The sequence below is a fragment of the Leucobacter allii genome (assembly GCF_022919155.1).
Lineage (GTDB): Bacteria > Actinomycetota > Actinomycetes > Actinomycetales > Microbacteriaceae > Leucobacter > Leucobacter allii.
Genome location: NZ_CP095045.1, coordinates 1,582,618 through 1,599,137 on the forward strand (window position 1 = coordinate 1,582,618; position 16,520 = coordinate 1,599,137).

The following is a 16,520-nucleotide window of genomic DNA, read 5'->3' on the forward strand; positions in this document are numbered from 1 at the left end:
ACCCCCCCTTCCCCTTCATCCCCCATCGCGGAGCATGCACACATGACGAAGAAGATTGTCGTTACCGGCATCGGCGCCACCACCCCGCTCGGCGGCACCGCCGAGGAGAGCTGGCAGGCCCTCCTCGCGGGCGAGTCCGGCGTCCGGGCGCTCGACAACGACTGGGCCGAGCAGTACGGGCTCGCCGTGGACTTCGCCGGCACGGCGAAGGTCGATCCGGCCGAGGTGCTCGAGCGCCCCGTCGCGAAGCGCCTCGACCCGTCCAGCCGCTTCGCGCTCGTGGCCGCGATGGAGGCGTGGGCGGACGCCGGCGCCCCCGAGGTGCCGTCCGAGCGACTGGGCGTCGACTGGGCGACCGGGATCGGCGGCCTGTGGACGCTGCTCGACGCCTGGGACACGCTCAGGGAGAAGGGGCCGCGTCGCGTCATGCCGCTGACCGTGCCCATGCTCATGCCGAATGCTCCCGCAGCCGCGGTGTCGATGCACCTGGAGGCGCGCGCCTTCGCCCGCACCGTCGCCTCGGCCTGTGCGTCGAGCACCGAGTCCATCGCGAACGCCTACGAGCATCTGCAGCTCGGCCTCGCCGACGTGGTGATCGCGGGCGGCGCCGAGGCCGCGATCCACCCGATCACGCTGGCCTCCTTCAACTCGGCGCAGGCGCTCTCCAAGCGCACCGAGTCCCCCGAGACCGCATCGCGGCCCTACAACGTCGACCGCGACGGCTTCGTCATGGGCGAGGGCGCGGGCGCCCTCGTGCTCGAGACGGAGGAGCACGCGCTCGCCCGCGGTGCGCGGATCTACGCCGAGGTGGCGGGCGGCGGCGTCACCGCCGACTCGTACCACATCACCGCGAACGACCCCGAGGGTCGCGGGGCGAGCCGGGCCGTCAAGCTCGCGCTCTCGCAGGCCGGCGCGAGCGTCGACGACGTCACGCACATCAACGCCCACGCCACCTCCACGCCCGTCGGCGACATCGCCGAGTACACGGCGCTGCGGAAGGTCTTCGGCGAGCGGGTCGACCGCATCCCGGTCTCCGCCACGAAGGCCGCGACCGGGCACCTGCTCGGCGGCACGGGTGCGATCGAGGCGATCTTCGCGGTGCTCGCCGTGCACCACCGCATCGCCCCGCCCACCATCAACCTCACCGAGCAGGATCCCGAGATCCCGCTCACGGTGTCGGGAGAGCCCCAGCCGCTCGGCGAGGGACCGCAGCTCGCGATCTCCAACTCCTTCGGCTTCGGCGGCCACAACGCGGTCATCGCGATCCGCAGCCACGACTGAACCCCGACCGCGGCGCCCCCGCCCCCATGACGCCTCGTGACGTCGGGAGCGGGGGCGCCGTCGTCCGCGCGGTAGACTGGGACGATGCTGCCGTTCCTCCTCATCACGACGCGGGGCGAGGACCTCGAAGCGGCGGATGAGCACGCGGCCTACTGCCGGCTCACCGGCCTGCTGCCCGAGGAACTGCACTGGCGCCGCATCGACCGCGCGCCGCTCGGCGGGGTCGACTTCGATGCCTACTCGGGGATCATCCTCGCCGGCAGCCCCTTCACGGTGAGCGAGCCCGCGGAGCGCAAGTCCGCCACGGAGCTGCGGGTCGAACGCGAGCTGGCCGCACTCCTCGACGAGGTCGTGCGGCGCGACTACCCGTTCCTCGGGGTCTGCTACGGCATCGGGACCATCGGCGCGCACCAGGGGGCCCGCGTGGATCGGACCTATGGGGAGACCTCGCAGGCCGTCAGCATCAGCCTCACCGAGGCCGGCGCCGTCGATCCGCTGCTCCACGAGCTGCCCGCGCGCTTCGAGGCGTTCGTCGGCCACAAGGAGGCCATCAGCGAGGTGCCCGACTCGATCACGGTGCTCGCGAGCTCGCCGAGCTGCCCCGTGCAGGCGTTCCGGGTCGGACGCAACGTCTACGCCACCCAGTTCCATCCGGAGCTCGACACCGCGTCCTTCGCCTCTCGCGTGCGCGCCTACGCCGGGCACGGCTACTTCGAACCGGCCGAGGCGGACGCGATCATCCAGCGGGTGGAGCGCGCCGATGTCCGCGCGTCGCACATGGTGCTCGGCCGCTTCGTCGAGGAGTATCTGGGCACGCGGCGCTGGGTCGCCGATCCCGCGCCCCAGCCCGGGTGATCCGCGATGCCCTAGGCGAACAGGGCTTGCGCCAGGTGCTCGCCCTCGCGCACGCCGCCCGGCACCGCCCAGAGGCCCGAGCCGATGTGCCGGATGTACTCATTCAGGAGATCGGGCTGCAAGGAGCGCTGCACGCGCACGAACGCGGCCGGATCGTTCTGGAACGAGATGAAGAAGAGGCCGGCGCCGAGCTGCCCGAGGCCGTTCGAACCGTCGACGTAGTTGTAGCCGCGCCGCAGCAGGCGCACCCCGCCGTTGCTCGTCGGGTGGGCGAGGCGCACGTGCGCGGCGGCGTCGATAGCCGGCAGGCTCGTGTCGGCGGGATCGGGCGCGGTGAAGTCGGGCTCGTCGAACTCGGCTCCGCCGGAGAGGGGGGCGCCCTCGGCCTTCGTCCGCCCGAGGACGCGCTGCTGCTCGCCGAGCGACGCGCGATCCCACGTCTCGATGGTCATCTGGATCTTCCGGGCGACGAGATAGCTGCCGCCCCGCATCCACGCCTCCCCCTCGTCCCCGACCCAGACGTGCGCGTCGAGCGCGGCGGCGTCCTCCGCCATGACGTTGGCCGTGCCGTCCTTGAAGCCGAAGAGATTGCGGGGCGTCTCCTGCGCCCGGGAGGTGGACGCGGTGCGGCCGAAGCCGAGCTGGCTCCAGGCGAGGTGGGCGCGTCCGGTGGCGATGCGCGCCAGATTCCGGATCGCGTGCACGGCGACCTGCGGATCGTCGGCGCAGGCCTGCACGCAGAGGTCCCCGCCGCTCTGCGCGTCCTCCAGGAGGTCGAAGGCGAAGGAGGGCAGCGGGGCGAAGGCGGCGGGCAGCCGATCCGCGATCCCGAACGGATCGGGATCGCCGTCCCGCGCCTCGAAGAGCGACCGGCCGAGCCCGAAGGTCAGGGTGAGCCGCGCCGCGCCGAGCCCCTCGGCCTCGCCGGTGTCATCCGGGGGCAGCAGAGCGTTCCCGGGCTCCACCCCGGTCCCGAGGGCGCGACCCCGCGTGAGCGCCGCCGCGGCCCCGGTCCAGTCGGAAAGCAGGGTCACGAGGTCCTCGCGGGCCGTCCCCGAGACCATGCGGAAAGACGCGAAGTGGAGCCGATCCTGGGCGGGCGTCGTGATCCCTGCCTGATGCTCGCCGTAGAAGGGCACGGCGCTGCCGACTGCGCCGCCGCGGCCGCCGGCGGCGGCCGACACGATCGCGCCGCCGGCCGCCGCTCCCCCGGCGAGGCCGACCGCCCCGGCGCCGATGAGGCCGAGGAGTCCGCGGCGCGATGGCCGGAGGGGCGTCCCCGCGCCTGGCGCGGGCGCGTCCCCCGTCCCCGATGCGGGGTTCCTGGAACCGCTCTCTGATTCGGGTGCCGAACCGCCCGGGGTGCCCGGGCGGTTCGGTGCCGGATCCGGAGCGGTGCCGGAGTCGACGGCCTCGTGCATGCGCCTAGTCCGTCACGACCGCGGCGGTGAGCGTGGAGAGCGGCTCGCTCAGGGCGCTGAGCTTCGCGGCGAGCTCGTTGCGCTCGGGCTGCCCGACGGTGTCGTAGGAGACGAAGCCCCCCTCGTAGTCGCCGTAGGTGGCGAGCAGCGCGAACATGTCGTCGAAGCGCTGGTCGAGCTCATCGACGAGGTCCGCCGAGCCGTTCGCGACGGCGAGGTCCCGCACGGTGTCGACGGCGACCTGCGCGCCCTCGACGTTCGCGGTGAAATCGTACAGATCGGTGTGCGCGAACTCATTCTCCTCGCCCGGGAGCTTGCCGTCGGGGGCGGCGATCTCGTCGAGGAGGCCCTTGGCGCCCTCGGTGATGTCGGCGAGCGTGAGGGTGAAGCCCGGGTCGGCGACCTGCTCCTTGAGCTCGGTCACGTCGGCGACGAGGCGCGCGCCGAGCTCGGCGCGCTCCTCCGGCGTGAGCGGCGTGAGATCGGGATCGCCGGTGTACTCGCCGTCCGCGACCGCCTCGGCGTTCCAGAGATCCATCTCGATGCGGTGGAAGCCCGTGAACTCGAGTCCCTCCTCGTCGGCTCCCGGCTTGCGGTAGTCGATCTTCGGATCGAGGTCTCCGAACTGCTCGGCGGTGGGCTCGATGCGCTCGTAGTTGATGCGGGCGAGCGGGAACAGCCGCTTCGCCTCCGCGTCGTCGCCGGCCGCGTATGCGTCGACGAAGGCCTGGACCTGCGGCAGCAGCTCCTCCGTCTGCGATTTCACGTAGCCGACGTACTGGGCGACCACCGCGTCCTCCTCCGGGGAGGTCTCCACGGCGTCGCCGGTGACGGTGAAGGCCGCTCGGCCGACGCCCGCCCCGATCATGCCGGGCTTGCAGCTCGTGAAGTAGTCACCCGGGCCGACCTGCACGGTCAACTCGCGGTTGGCGCCCGGTGCGATGTTCTCGACCTCGCCGACGATGGTGAGCTCGTTGCTGCCGAGCACGTAGAACTCGGTGACCTGCTCGCCATCGTTCCGCACGTCGAAGGTCACGGTTCCGCTCGCCGCCTCTGCGGTCTCCACCGCGCAGTCGGTGTCGTTCACGGTGACGGCGATGCGCGTCGCGTCGGGCGCCGCGTTCGGGACGCAGGCGGTGAGGAGCAGGGCGCTTGCGGCGACCGCGACGAGGCAGGACGCCGCACGCATGCGCGGGGAGACGGGGATCACGGGGTTCCTTTCGAGGGGGCGGCGGCGCGTTCGACGGCCGCCTTCCGGGTGCGGATGGACCGTTCCTGCGCGATCGAGGCGCGCAGGAAGAGCGTCATGACGGGGACGAGATACGCGAACCAGGCGATGACCTCGAGCTTCGTCATCTCCGGTGAGAAGCCGAGCGTGCCCTTGAGCACGGCGCCGAGGGCGCCGTCCGGAGCGATGAGATGCGGGATCCGGAACGCCCAGGCGGCGTCGCCGGTGAACGCGGCGAGCAGCGGGCCCGCCCCGGCCGGCGTCGCGGCGAAGGGCCCGGGCAGCACGGCGGCCTCCTGCAGGTCGTGCACGGCGTAGGCGAGCACGCCCGCGGCGAACACGATGAGGAGGACGCCCGACCAGCGGAAGAATCGGGTGAGATCGATGCGGATCATGCCACGGAAGAGCGCCCAGCCGAGGAGAGCGGCGAGCAGGATTCCCGACACGGCGCTCAGGAAGCCGACGAGCGGTGCGACATCGCTCGCCCGCGTCGTCGCCCAGATGAAGAGCGCGGTCTCGAGGCCCTCGCGGCCGACGGAGACGAAGCCGATGGCGGCGACCGCCCAGCCGCCGCCGAGCAGTGCGCGATCGACCTGTCCGCGCAGTTCGCCGCTCAGTCCGCGGGCGGCGCGGAGCATCCAGAGGACCATCCACGTCACCATCGCGACCGCGACGATGGAGAGCGATCCGCCGATGATCTCCTGCGCGCGGAACGAGAGCCCGTAGGCGCCGAAGGTGAGGACGGCGCCGAGGAGCAATGAGAGGAGCACGGCCGCGCCGACGCCGATCCAGATCTTGACCGCGGCGTCGCGGCGGCCCAGCTGCCGCACGTAGGCGAGCAGCACGCTGACCACGAGCGCCGCTTCGAGCCCCTCGCGCAGCCCGATCATGAGTGTTCCGATCATGCGGGGCGCGGCCTCCTCGTTCATGAGATGTGGGTAAGGAGAGCCTTACGGCGAGAATCTACCACACATTCATCAGACGAGAAACGCGTCGGGGCGGCGCGGCATCCTGCGATGCCGCGCCGCCCCGACGCGTGGGAAGCGGTGCTCAGCCCGCGTAGTGGGAGAAGAGGAACCAGCGGTCCTTGTCGAGCTGCTGCGCGACCGCGATCGCGATGTCCTGGCTCACGAGATCGACGTCGTCGAGGCCCTTGACCGCGGCGTAGACGGTCTCCAGCGTGGCGTCGAGCTGCGCGACGATCTCGCGGACCGTGACCTCGGACTGCTGGAAGCCGTCGCTCAGCTCCGGCGTGGTCGTGCGGGCCGCCACCGTGCCCACGCGTGCGTCGATCGGCAGCCCCAGGGCGACGATGCGCTCGGCGACGGCGTCGGCGGCGTCCTGCGCGTGGGTCACGACCTCATCGAGGAACTCGTGCACCCCCATGAAGTTCGCGCCGCGCACGTGCCAGTGCGCCTGCTTGCCGTTGACCGCGAGTGCGACGAGGTCGTGGACGACGGGGGTGAGGTACTGGGCGACGCCGCTCGGACGGTGGAGATCGCCCTGCGCTGCGGGAATGGTGATCTGCTTGGTGGCCATCTGGTGGTTCCCCTCTCTCGTTCCTGATTTGTGTGATTCAAATCTACGCCGATTCTCCTGAAGCGCAAGCAAGGGTAGCCTGAGCTAACCGCGTCTCGAAACCGCAGCTCAGAGCTACTATTGACGTCCCTGCCCGGTGTGTCCCGGCTGGGAGCCCGCGTGATCGTCCGCGCGTGTCATTCGCGCGGAGCCTCCACCGGCTCAGCCGGCGATGCGGCCGAGCAGTCGCTCGGGAGGGGTGCGCGGGCCGGTGAAGAACGGCGTCTCCTCGATGACGTGGCGCCGCGCGCCGACACCGCGGAGCTCCCGCATGAGGTCGACGATGCGCACGAGCTCGTCGGCCTCGAAGGCCAGCAGCCACTCGAAATCGCCCAGGGCGAAGGCAGCGACCGTGTTCGCCAGCACGTCGCCGTAGTCCCGCGCCGCCATGCCGTGCTCTGCCAGCAGTGCGCGCCGCTCCCCCTCGGGGAGCAGGTACCACTCTCGCCCGCGGACGAACGGATAGACGCAGACGTAGGAGCGCGGGGCGTCGCCCGCGAGGAAGGCGGGCACGTGCCCCCGGTTGAACTCGGCGGGGCGGTGCACGCCGACGCCCGACCAGACCGGCGCGAGGCGACCGCCCGCCCAGTCGAGTACGGCCCGGTAGGCCTGCTGCAGGCGTTCGGGGCACGGAGCGTGCCACCAGACGAGCACGTCCGCGTCCGCGCGGTATCCGGCGACGTCGTACCAGCCGCGCGTCGTGAGCCCCGGGATGGCCTCGAGCTCGGCGAGCAGGCCGCGGACGATGCCGGGCCAGGCCGGCGAGGGCGCGATTCCCGCCGCCGGGCCGGCGGCCCGGAAGACGGCGTACATCGTGTAGGTGACGGAGGCGTTCACGGCCTCGGCGACCGCGCGGTGGTCCACGTTCGGCGCCGCGGCTCCTGCGGCGCGTCCGGCGTCACCGGACGTCCCGTCCGTCGCCGTGGGCGAGGCCTCGGGCGTCCTCGTATCGGTCGACGTCGAGTCAGTCATCGTCGCCCCCGAGCACGGGGATGCCGGTCGGCTCGCCGTGGCGCATCCGGCAGCTCCCCGGAGGCGCGGCATCGGGGAATGCGGCGAGGGCGCCGACGGTCGGACTCGGGGCCGCTTCGCCGCGCTCCCGCGCGGCGCGCTCGAGGATCATGTCGACGAGCCCCGAGACGAAGACCCGCCGCACGCCGACGGTGCCCGCGCGCACGGCGGCGACGCCGTGCGCGGCGGCGGTCTCCATCGCCTCGATGTCGAGGTCGAAGGCGACCTCCATGTGATCCGAGACGAAGCCGATCGGCGCGATCACGATCTTGCGGACCCCGGCGGCCGCGAGCTCGGCGATGCGATCGTTCACGTCGGGCTCGAGCCAGGGCGTGCGCGGGTCCCCCGAACGCGAGCAGTAGGCGAGCGAGGACTCGACCGCGACGCCGTGGCGCTCCGCGAGCGCGGCGTCGATCGTCGCGCGCACGTCCTCGTGCTGCTCCCGATACCCGGGGCCGGTCACGGCCGAGGCATCCTGCATCGTGTGCGGGATCGAGTGCGTGACGTAGAGGAGGTGCGCTCCCGGGAGCCCGCCGTCGAGTGCCGCCGCGGACTCCTCGATGGCCTCGAGATTCGCCCTGACGAAGCCCGGGTCGTTGAAGAACGGCCGCAGCAGGTCGATGCGCGGCGCCTCCTCGCCGAGCTCGGCGACGGCCGCGGCGAGGTGCTCCCGGTACTGCCGGCTGCCGGAGTACGAGGCGTAGGCGCTCGTCACGAGCGTCAGAATCCGCGTCGCGCCGAACGCGCGCGCATCGCGGAGGGTGTCGACGGTGTACGGGTGCCAGTTGCGGTTGCCCCACACGACGGGGAGTCGGAGACCCCTGGCGTCCAGCTCCGCCCGCAGCGCCGCGACGAGGGCGAGGTTCTGCGCATTGATCGGGCTCCGGCCGCCGAAGCCGTGGTAGTGCTCCCCCACTTCGGCGAGGCGCTCCTCGGGGATGCCCTTGCCCGCGGTGACGTTCTTGAGGAACGGGATGACGTCGTCGGGGCCGTTCGGCCCCCCGAAGGAGCACAGCAGCAGGGCGTCGTATGGCAGCACGTTTTGCGTCATGTCTGGCACCGTACCACCACCGCGGCTGTAGATCAGATGTATAACATCTGATCTGGTCCGCGCCTTTGATCCGGAGGATCGCGGGCGCAGCTCGATATAGTGGAATCAGACGTTTCACATCGATTCCCCGAGGCCTCCACATGAGCATCAGCACGACGCGCGGGTCGCAGAAGGCGCGCGACACCCTCGAGTTCCTCCGCGGGAAGATCTCGTCGAACGAGTGGCGGGTCGGAGAGCTCATCCCGAAGGAGCCCGAGCTCATGCAGCTCATCGGGGTCGGGAAGTCGACGGTCCGCGAGGCCGTCCGATCGCTCGCCGCGTTCGGCATGCTCGAGACCGTGCCGGGCGTCGGCACCTTCGTGCGCGCCCGCACCCCCGTGAGCTCGATCCTCACCGAGTTCCTCGCGGATCACGATCTCGAGGAGGTGCTCGTCTACCGGCGATCGCTCGAGAACGAGGCCGCGCAGCACGCAGCGGTGCATCGCACCGAGGAGCAGCTCGCCGGGCTCCGGGCCGCGCACGAGCGTTCGCTCGCGGCGGGCGGCCAGGCCTTCGACACCTGCGAGCGCAGCACGGCCCCGGGATCGTTCCATCTGCTCGTCGTCGAGGCGAGCGGCAGCAAACTGCTGAAGGATCTGTACCTCGGGGTGATGTCGATCCTCGAGCGCGCGAGCGTCGAGGGCCGGGTGATCCTCGGCACCACGACGGAGACGATGCATCGAGACCACGGCGCCGTGCTGGAGGCGATCGCGGCGCGGGACGTGCGGAACGCGGCGCACTCGATGGCGCTCCACGTCGATCGCGACCTCGGCCTCCGCACCGACATGCTCGAGTTCAACCCCCAGACGGAGCGCGCGACGTCGCTCATCGACGCCGGCTTCGACACCGATGCCTGAGCGTCCGCAGCGCTAAGCTGGAGCAGTTGTCCGAGGGGCGTTAGCTCAGTTGGTCAGAGCAGCGGACTCATAATCCGTCGGTCGCGGGTTCAAGCCCCGCACGCCCTACTCCTCGTCCCGCAGATCCGCGCTCGCGCCTCGCGCTTCGCGATCGCCCCGTGCCAGCCCCGTGCCCGGACCGCATCATTCGCGCCCCCTCGTCGGACCGGCGCGGGAATGACGCGAAGCGGGGGCATCCGGAGGGATGGCCCCGCTTCGCGTGTATTGCGCGGGCGCCCGGGGCGGTCGCGGGGATCCCTGGCGGCCGCGGGGATCCCGGCCGCCCAGGCGCTCGGCGCTCAGCGCTCGGGCGCAGTCTCCGAAGATGCCGGAGCGAGCGGAACGGCGGTGCGCCGCGCGGCGCGACGGGCGATGAGGATCGCCGCTGCGCCGCCGAGCAGCGCGAGGAGGGCGGCGCCGAGCGGGCCGGCGGCACCGGCGCCGCCGGTGGCGGCGAGCCCGCTGCGAGCTGCCGCGTCCACGGTACCGTTCGAACCGGCGTCCGCGGGGCCCCCGGACGCGCCGTTCGCACCGCTCCCGGCCGTGCTCGTCGCACCGCTCCCGTTCGCCGCGGCCGTTCCGCCTGCGGACGAGCTGCCGGACGCGGTCGTCGATCCGGTCGCGGCTCCCGCCTCGGCGCCGCTGTCGGCTCCGGCTCCGCCGGCATCGGCTGCGGCTCCGCTTCCCGCGGCGTCGGCGTCCGAGCCGCCGGCCGGGGCCGAGATCCCGATCTCGCCCCAGCCGATGAGGGAGCCGTCGGCGGTGTAGGCGGCGATCCTGTGCGCGCCCGACACGTCGTCGGGAAGGGTCACCCGCACCGTTCCGTCAGCGGCGACCTCGGGCGCGCCGAGCGACACGGGGTCGGAGAACAGGAACAGCTGCACCACGTCGCCCGCATGCGCCTCGCCCACCGCGACGGTGATCTCGGCGCCCGCCTCTGCGGTCTCCGGCACGGCCACGCGGCCGCGGTTCGCCTCGGTGAGGTCCGCTTCGACCGGCGCGAACTCCGCCGGCTCCTGCCCGAGCACGACGAGCGGGGCCCAGGCGTCCGCGTCGCGGTTCTCCCAGGAGTTCACCGGCGCCGTCGGATCGGCCGCATCGTTCTCGCGGAGGTAGGTGCCGACGCCGTAGGCGGTGCCGGCGTCGAGCGTGCCGGCGGGGATGGTCGCCGTGACGGCGAAGGTGCCGAGCTGGCGCGTCAGGTTGTTCTGGGTGAGGGTCGGATTCCCGTCGGTCCAGGTGTCCTGCGACTGCGTGACGCCGTCGACGCGCGTGAGCCCGCCGGTGCCCGGCTGCCACGCGTCCTTCGTGAACAGCGCGAGGTCGATGGCGGAGGTCACCGTGGGCCGGGTCTCGGTCCACGCCGGCACCGTGTAGCCGGCGCCGACGATGGTGACGGTGGTGTCCTCGGCCGGGTCGATCGGGCCGTCGGCGACGACGGCGAGCTGCGGGCCCGCGCCCTTCGCCGGCAGCACGGTGAGGCGCACCGGGTCCGAGGCGACGACCTGGCCGGGTGAGCCGGCCTCGCGGCCCTCCATGCTGCCGGCGACGGCGCGGATGAGCGCCCCGTCCTGCGCCAGGGTCAGCTCCGGGATCACGAAGGCGCTCAGCGCGTTGCTCGCGCCGCGGGTCCCCGCGATCTCCTCCCAGGTCTCCCCTTCGTCGGTGCTGATCTCGACGCGGTTGAGCTCCTGCACGAGCTGCGGGGAGGCCGTCGCGCCCGCGGTGAAGCGCGCCGGCGAGCCGGCGAAGCCGATCACCCGCGTCGGCTGTTCGAGGAAGACCGCCTCCTGGTAGTCCGCGGTCAGCACGATGGCGCGCTGCGACGTCGCGCTGCCGCTCGCGTTCGTCGCGATCAGGCGCACCGACTTCCCGTTCCACTCGGCCGCGGCCTCGAAGCTCAGCGTCTCGGAGTCCGCACCGGGGATCGTCTCCCACGCGCCCAGCGTGGACTTCGTGACGGTCCGCTCCCAGCGGTACGACGTCGCGTTCTCCGCCTTCGCCGTGACGGTGACGGTGCGCCCGTTGATGATGACGGTCGAGGTGCTCTGCACCTTCGGCTGCTCGGTGATCGTCGGAGGCGCCGCCGCGTCGATCACCTCGGGCGCGCCGTCGAACTGAACCGTGAACGCCGTCGCGGCCTTCGTCGGGTCGGCGGCGCCGCCGCTCGAGTACCAGTACGAGGAGAGGCCGGACTTGATGTGGAAGTCGACCACCGACTGCGGCCAGGAGCCCCAGCCCGCGACCGTGCGATCCTGCGGGGTCCCCTCCCCTGCCGGGATCTCGACCTCGACACCGGCGTAGTCCGGAAGCACCTCGATGCCATGCTCGGTGACCGTGACGTCGCTGAAGGTGGCGAGCGTGACGTCGGTCTTCTCGAGCGGGATCATCACGTCCGGGTGCTCCATCGACGCGCCGTAGCCGCCGAGGGTGGCGCTCAGCGTGCCGGTGCCGTCGGCGCCGACGTGCAGCCCGAGTTCGGTGATGGACCACGGTACGAGGCCGCCGTAGGCGTTCGCGACCACGGCTCCGTCCCAGGAGATCTCCGCCTCGCCGGTCGCCGGGTTCGCCGTGCCGGTGCCGCCGGTGAGCAGCATCTTCTGCGTGTACGCGGTGCCGCTCGATCCCGAGCATCTCGTCTCCGCCGAGGCGAGGGTGAGCCCGCCTCCGGCGTCGTGGACGATCCGCGCGTTGCCCTGCTCGGCGGCGTAGTCCGTCTGCTCGCCGGCGGAGAGGTAGTTGCAGGTCGAGTTGCCGGGGTTGCCGCCCTGGTACTGCCCGCTGATCCCCCACAGGAACGAGGCCTCGTCCACGGCGACGGACGCGTCGCCCTCCTCCGCGAACGCCACGGCCGTTCCCGCCGTCGCTCCTCCGGCGGCGATCAGCACGGCGACCGCCGCGGCGAGCAGCGTCCTCCCCCGTGTGCGGTGTGCTCTCATGTCTCGTGCGCCCCTTCGCAGTCGTCGACGCGGGAGGAGGCGGATGCCTCGCATGCGCGCGTCGATGGTGAATGATCCGGCAAGTTATGCGGACCACAGCTAAGTCTGATGAATATCATCAGATGATGCAAGCGTCGATCGAGGAACTGACGACGGAACCGGCGCTTCGCGCACCGGCGGAAGAAGCCGCCGATAGACTCGCAGTCGGTCAACCGCGAGGAGGAACATGGCGATCGGTTCGACGATGCACGCCTTCGAGGTCGAGCTGGCGGACCTCGACCGCGGCGTCTACGCGCAGTTCACGCTCCGTGCCGCGCAGCATCCCTCGGAGACCTCCGCCTTCCTCATGACCCGGGTGCTCGCCTACTGCCTCGAGTTCGAGGAGGGGATCGCCTTCGGCGGCGGCGTGTCGACGGCGGACGAGCCGGCCGTGCTCGTCCGCGATCTCACGGGAGCCCTCACGGCCTGGATCGAGGTCGGGGCCCCCGACGCCGCGCGCGTCCACGCCGGGAGCCGTTCGGCAGAGCGGGCCGTCGTCTACACGCATCGGGATGCCGAGAAGCTCCTCGCCTCGTGGGCGGGGAAGATCATCCATCGCGGGGAGGATCTCGTCCTCAGGAGCTTCGATCCCGGATTCATCGACGGCGCCGTCGCCGTACTCGCCCGGCGCAACGCGCTCGCCCTCTCCCGCACGGAGGGGCAGCTCTACCTCGAGCTCAACGGATCGACGCTCGGCTCGTCGCTGCACGAGCACCGGTTGCGCTGAGCACCGGTTGCGCCGAGCACCCTCGCGGCCGGTGCCGCGCCCGACCGGCGGTCCTCCAGCTCGACCGACGGTGCTCGTGCTTCGCGCGCGGTCCGAGCGCCCGGCGCTCGGATTCCGCGCCCGTCTCAGCGCTCGGGGTCGACGATGATGATCGTCTCCGAGGCGGCGGCCCCGCCCGGCCGGACCGGGCCGCGCGCCGCGCCACCGGCGGCCGCCCGGCGCAGCCGCTGCGCCGCCCAGACGATCGACGCCCCGATGAGCACGATCACGAGCCCCGCGACCACCGCGACGATCGAGAGCGCGATCTGCGGCCAGATCAGGGCGACGACGCCGCCGAGGAGCAGCACCGCGCCGGGCACGACGGCGCGGAGGCTGCCGACGAGCCGAGCGGCCACGGCGATCCAGATCGCCCCGGCCCCGATCAGCGAGACGCCCGCGAACGCGACGATGGCGCCCGTGGTGAGCGCGGGGAAGGCCATCGCCGCGAGCCCGGCGAGCCCGAGGAGGACACCGCCGATGACGGCGGGACCGCTGGCCCCGCCGCGCACGACGAGCGCCAGGCCGGTGAGCATGAGCGCCGCCCCGAAGAGCAGGGCGAGCAGCGAGCTCGCGGCGACGAAGGGCCAGACGAGGAGCGCGATCCCGCTCAGCGCGACGAGCGCTCCGACGGCCGTGAGCGCCCACCATGGCGCGCTCCGCCGCCGAGCGGATGCGGCGGTGAACGGGACGGGCTGCGGGATCACGACGACCTCCGATGCGGTGCTGCGGGGCGGATGGCTTGACGGCCCCAGGTTACGTCACCGCTCCCGTGAAGCGGCCGGGGATCGTTCCGTGTCCGCCAGGGGCGTAGCCGCTGGCAGAATGGAGGCATGCGCCGCGACGATTTCCTCGCCCCGGCCCTCGAGGTGGCCCCGACGCTGCTCGACGCGCGACTGAGTCTCGACTCCCCCGAGGGCTCCGTGACGCTCCGCATCACGGAGGTGGAGGCCTACCACGGCGTCGGCGCCCCGGGGCCGCACGACGCCGGCTCGCACGCGAGGAACGGTCGGACGGAGCGCAACGCCTCCATGTTCGGGCCGCCCGGTCGCGCCTACGTGTACTTCAGCTACGGGATGCACTTCGCGCTCAACCTCGTGTGCGGGCCCGCGGGCGTCGCCTCCGGGGTGCTGCTGCGCGCCGGCGAGGTCGTCGCGGGCGCAGCGCTCGCACGCGCCCGCCGCGCGGCGAAACGCCCGCCCGGCGCCGCGGAGATCCCCGATCGGGCGCTCGCGCGCGGGCCGGGCAATCTGGCGGCGGCGCTCGGGATCTCCCGCGCGAGGCATGACGGGCTGGACCTCTTCTCGCGGCCCTTCGCGATCGTCGCGGGTCCCCCGAGCGGCGCGAGGACGGTCGCGGGCCCGCGCGTGGGCGTCGCCGGAGCCGCCGGCGGCCCCGCCTTCCCCTGGCGTTTCGGCCTCGCCGGGGACCCGACGGTCTCGGCATTCCGACCGGGCCGGGGTGCGCCGCGCGCGTGACTCGAGCGGGGCGACTCCGGTTCCGCCTCAGTCCGCCTGACCCGGCTCCGCGGACCCCGCGCCCGGCGTCCGCGGCGCGCGGGCGTCCGCGAGCGCCGAGACACCGGACTGCGGGTGGAACTTCGCGAGCCCGAGGACGCCGCTCACCGCGAGCGCGCCGGAGAGGACGAACACGACGACGGCCCAGAGGGGGGCGCCCGCGGCTTCGTCGAGGATCACGATCCCTATGAGCACGGCGACGATCGGGTCGATGACGGTGAGCCCCGCCACGACCAGGTCGGGCGGGCCGGAGGAGTAGGCGTTCTGCACGAACACCATGCCGAGCAGTGCGCCGCTCACGAGCGCGGCGACGCAGACCCAGGTGAGGATCTCGAACTCGCCCTGCTGCAGCCGCCCGATGACCGCCTTCGCGAAGGTCGCGACGAAGCCGTAGAGCACGCCGGCGCCGACGATGTAGACGAGGGCGATGCTGCGATGGCGGAAACCGATGAAGCACAGCACCACGACCACGAAGACGACGGCGAAGGTGATGAGGATCTCGACGAGTGTGCCGTCCGTGATGGGTCGATCGGAGGCGGTGAACGCCGCGACCGTCACGAACACGACGATGCCGAGCACCGCCATCGCGATCGAGGTCTTGACCCGGGAGCCGAGGCGCACGCCGCTCACGCGGGAGTTGAGGATCGAGGTGATCACGAGCCCCACGACGCCGATCGGCTGCACGATGATCAGCGGGGAGAGCGAGAGCGAGCCGATCTGGAAGAGCACGGCGAGCCCGAGCAGCAGCGTGCCGCTCACCCACGAGGGGCGGCGGACGAGGGCGAGCACGTGCCGGAGGGAGAGCCCGGATCCGGCGCTCTCCCCCGTCAGGCGCTCCACCTTGTTGAGTCCGCGGGACTGGTACTGCGCGCCGAGCGCGAGCAGCACGGCGCCGAGCAGCGCGAGCGGGATCCCGAGGAACTGCGTCGGATCGAGGGAGGCGACCTCCTCCATCGCCGCTCAGCCCTCCGCGGGCGCCGCGCCGCGCATGAGTTCGACGAGGCGCGCCGCCGCACGGGGCACCTCGTCGTTGACGATGACCTCGTCGAACTCGTCGACCGCGGCCAGCTCGACCTTCGCCGTCTCCAGACGCCGGCTCCGCTCCTCGGCGTCCTCCGTGCCCCGGCCGACGAGGCGCTGCACGAGCTCCTCCCAGCTCGGCGGCGTCAGGAAGACGAGCCGCGCCTCAGGCATGCTCGCGCGCACCTGCCGCGCGCCCTGCAGATCGATCTCGAGCAGCACGGGCTCGCCGCGCTCCGCGGCCTCCAGGACCGGCCCCCGCGGGGTGCCGTACCGCGAGCGGTTGTGCACCGTGGCCCACTCCAGGAGTCCGTCCGAGGCGAGCAGGCGGTCGAAGCCCTCGTCGTCGACGAAGAAGTAGTGCTCGCCGTGCACCTCGCCCGGCCGCGGCGCCCGGGTCGTCGCGGACACCGACAGCTTCACCTCGGGGTAGTGCTCGCGGATGTACGCGGCCACGGTCCCCTTGCCGACGGCCGTCGGGCCCGCGAGCACGGTCAGCGCGGGTCTGGCGCCCTTCGGCGCCCCGCCGGTGCGCTCCCGCACGAAGCGCTCGAGCCGTTCGCGCTGGAGCTTGCCGAGGCCGCCGAGGCGCTTGCGCTCGGAGATCTCCAGCTGCTCGCGCACCCGCTCGGCCTTGACCGCCCCGATGGCGGGGAAGGAGAGGAGGAAGTCCGTGATCCGCAGCGAGGCCGCCGTGCTGTCCGGCACCCGCGACTGCTCGAGCACGCGGAACGGCGAGACCTCGCCGCTGCGCAGCTTCCGCTTGAGCTCGGCCCGCGCCTGCCGCGCAGCGATCGCGGCGCGATTCGCGGCGACGCGGTCCACCTCCGGCATCGGCCGGTCGGCTGAATGCGCTTTGCCCGTCATGCTCTCACTCTCCGT

15 protein-coding genes and 1 tRNA gene are annotated in these 16,520 nt (G+C 72.5%); 6 read left to right on the plus strand and 10 right to left on the minus strand.

Annotated elements, in window-relative coordinates:
- The first annotated feature begins 42 nt into the window (after positions 1–42).
- Positions 43–1,281, plus strand: a complete 1,239-nt coding sequence (locus MUN78_RS07485) for a beta-ketoacyl-[acyl-carrier-protein] synthase family protein (protein ID WP_244729750.1) — start codon at positions 43–45, stop codon at positions 1,279–1,281.
- An 84-nt stretch (positions 1,282–1,365) separates the two neighbouring features.
- Positions 1,366–2,136, plus strand: a complete 771-nt coding sequence (locus MUN78_RS07490; protein WP_244729752.1) for a glutamine amidotransferase — start codon at positions 1,366–1,368, stop codon at positions 2,134–2,136.
- 11 nt (positions 2,137–2,147) lie between these two features.
- Here the strand turns inward: MUN78_RS07490 and efeB are convergent, their stop codons facing one another.
- From efeB to MUN78_RS07520, 6 genes are all read right to left on the minus strand, one after another.
- Positions 2,148–3,557 carry an iron uptake transporter deferrochelatase/peroxidase subunit gene (gene efeB / locus MUN78_RS07495; RefSeq protein ID WP_244729753.1) on the minus strand — a complete coding sequence of 470 codons (1,410 nt, stop codon included), beginning with the start codon at positions 3,555–3,557 and terminating at the stop codon, positions 2,148–2,150.
- A 4-nt stretch (positions 3,558–3,561) separates the two neighbouring features.
- On the minus strand, positions 3,562–4,767 hold the full coding sequence (efeO, locus tag MUN78_RS07500) for an iron uptake system protein EfeO (RefSeq protein WP_244729754.1): 1,206 nt from the start codon (positions 4,765–4,767) through the stop codon (positions 3,562–3,564).
- On the minus strand, positions 4,764–5,714 hold the full coding sequence (gene efeU, locus MUN78_RS07505; protein WP_244729756.1) for an iron uptake transporter permease EfeU: 951 nt from the start codon (positions 5,712–5,714) through the stop codon (positions 4,764–4,766). Before efeU ends, efeO begins: the two co-directional genes overlap by 4 nt.
- Before the next feature lie 121 nt (positions 5,715–5,835).
- A complete protein-coding gene (locus MUN78_RS07510) occupies positions 5,836–6,324 on the minus strand; it encodes a Dps family protein (RefSeq protein ID WP_244729758.1) in 489 nt (162 codons plus the stop codon).
- Positions 6,325–6,525: 201 nt separating this feature from the next.
- Complete coding sequence (gene hemQ, locus MUN78_RS07515) at positions 6,526–7,335, minus strand: hydrogen peroxide-dependent heme synthase (protein ID WP_429952310.1); 810 nt, start codon at positions 7,333–7,335, stop codon at positions 6,526–6,528.
- Entirely contained in the window at positions 7,328–8,425 is a 1,098-nt protein-coding gene (locus MUN78_RS07520; RefSeq protein ID WP_244729760.1) for a ferrochelatase, read from the minus strand. Before MUN78_RS07520 ends, hemQ begins: the two co-directional genes overlap by 8 nt.
- Before the next feature lie 140 nt (positions 8,426–8,565).
- Between MUN78_RS07520 and MUN78_RS07525 the strand changes: the two genes are divergently transcribed.
- Entirely contained in the window at positions 8,566–9,321 is a 756-nt protein-coding gene (locus MUN78_RS07525) for a FadR/GntR family transcriptional regulator (RefSeq protein ID WP_244729761.1), read from the plus strand.
- A 34-nt stretch (positions 9,322–9,355) separates the two neighbouring features.
- Positions 9,356–9,429: transfer RNA gene (locus tag MUN78_RS07530), tRNA-Ile, on the plus strand.
- Between the two features lie 230 nt (positions 9,430–9,659).
- Here MUN78_RS07530 and MUN78_RS07535 read toward each other — a convergent pair.
- Positions 9,660–12,299, minus strand: a complete 2,640-nt coding sequence (locus MUN78_RS07535) for a hypothetical protein (protein ID WP_244729762.1) — start codon at positions 12,297–12,299, stop codon at positions 9,660–9,662.
- A gap of 226 nt (positions 12,300–12,525) precedes the next feature.
- Between MUN78_RS07535 and MUN78_RS07540 the strand changes: the two genes are divergently transcribed.
- Positions 12,526–13,065, plus strand: a complete 540-nt coding sequence (locus tag MUN78_RS07540) for a YaeQ family protein (protein WP_244729763.1) — start codon at positions 12,526–12,528, stop codon at positions 13,063–13,065.
- A 125-nt stretch (positions 13,066–13,190) separates the two neighbouring features.
- Here the strand turns inward: MUN78_RS07540 and MUN78_RS07545 are convergent, their stop codons facing one another.
- The gene (locus tag MUN78_RS07545; protein WP_244729765.1) at positions 13,191–13,808 is read right to left on the minus strand and encodes a DUF308 domain-containing protein; all 618 of its coding nucleotides are present in this window, start codon (positions 13,806–13,808) and stop codon (positions 13,191–13,193) included.
- A gap of 126 nt (positions 13,809–13,934) precedes the next feature.
- Between MUN78_RS07545 and MUN78_RS07550 the strand changes: the two genes are divergently transcribed.
- Positions 13,935–14,579: a DNA-3-methyladenine glycosylase gene (locus MUN78_RS07550; protein WP_244729767.1), complete on the plus strand. Its 645-nt coding sequence runs from the start codon at positions 13,935–13,937 to the stop codon at positions 14,577–14,579.
- Between the two features lie 27 nt (positions 14,580–14,606).
- Here MUN78_RS07550 and MUN78_RS07555 read toward each other — a convergent pair whose 3' ends face one another.
- Positions 14,607–15,572, minus strand: a complete 966-nt coding sequence (locus tag MUN78_RS07555) for a DMT family transporter (RefSeq protein WP_244729769.1) — start codon at positions 15,570–15,572, stop codon at positions 14,607–14,609.
- Between the two features lie 6 nt (positions 15,573–15,578).
- Entirely contained in the window at positions 15,579–16,505 is a 927-nt protein-coding gene (gmk, locus tag MUN78_RS07560; RefSeq protein ID WP_244694012.1) for a guanylate kinase, read from the minus strand.
- Between the last annotated feature and the right edge of the window lie 15 nt (positions 16,506–16,520).

Excerpts from the sequence above, each read along its gene's own strand:
- efeU (WP_244729756.1), bottom strand. The coding sequence starts at position 5,714 with ATGAACGAGGAGGCCGCGCCCCGCATGATCGGAACACTCATGATCGGG.
- MUN78_RS07535 (WP_244729762.1), bottom strand. The coding sequence starts at position 12,299 with ATGAGAGCACACCGCACACGGGGGAGGACGCTGCTCGCCGCGGCGGTC.
- MUN78_RS07555 (WP_244729769.1), bottom strand. The coding sequence starts at position 15,572 with ATGGAGGAGGTCGCCTCCCTCGATCCGACGCAGTTCCTCGGGATCCCG.
- hemQ (WP_429952310.1), bottom strand. The coding sequence starts at position 7,335 with ATGACTGACTCGACGTCGACCGATACGAGGACGCCCGAGGCCTCGCCC.
- MUN78_RS07540 (WP_244729763.1), top strand. The coding sequence starts at position 12,526 with ATGGCGATCGGTTCGACGATGCACGCCTTCGAGGTCGAGCTGGCGGAC.
- gmk (WP_244694012.1), bottom strand. The coding sequence starts at position 16,505 with ATGACGGGCAAAGCGCATTCAGCCGACCGGCCGATGCCGGAGGTGGAC.
- MUN78_RS07490 (WP_244729752.1), top strand. The coding sequence starts at position 1,366 with ATGCTGCCGTTCCTCCTCATCACGACGCGGGGCGAGGACCTCGAAGCG.
- MUN78_RS07520 (WP_244729760.1), bottom strand. The coding sequence starts at position 8,425 with ATGACGCAAAACGTGCTGCCATACGACGCCCTGCTGCTGTGCTCCTTC.
- efeB (WP_244729753.1), bottom strand. The coding sequence starts at position 3,557 with ATGCACGAGGCCGTCGACTCCGGCACCGCTCCGGATCCGGCACCGAAC.
- MUN78_RS07485 (WP_244729750.1), top strand. The coding sequence starts at position 43 with ATGACGAAGAAGATTGTCGTTACCGGCATCGGCGCCACCACCCCGCTC.
- MUN78_RS07550 (WP_244729767.1), top strand. The coding sequence starts at position 13,935 with ATGCGCCGCGACGATTTCCTCGCCCCGGCCCTCGAGGTGGCCCCGACG.
- MUN78_RS07510 (WP_244729758.1), bottom strand. The coding sequence starts at position 6,324 with ATGGCCACCAAGCAGATCACCATTCCCGCAGCGCAGGGCGATCTCCAC.
- MUN78_RS07525 (WP_244729761.1), top strand. The coding sequence starts at position 8,566 with ATGAGCATCAGCACGACGCGCGGGTCGCAGAAGGCGCGCGACACCCTC.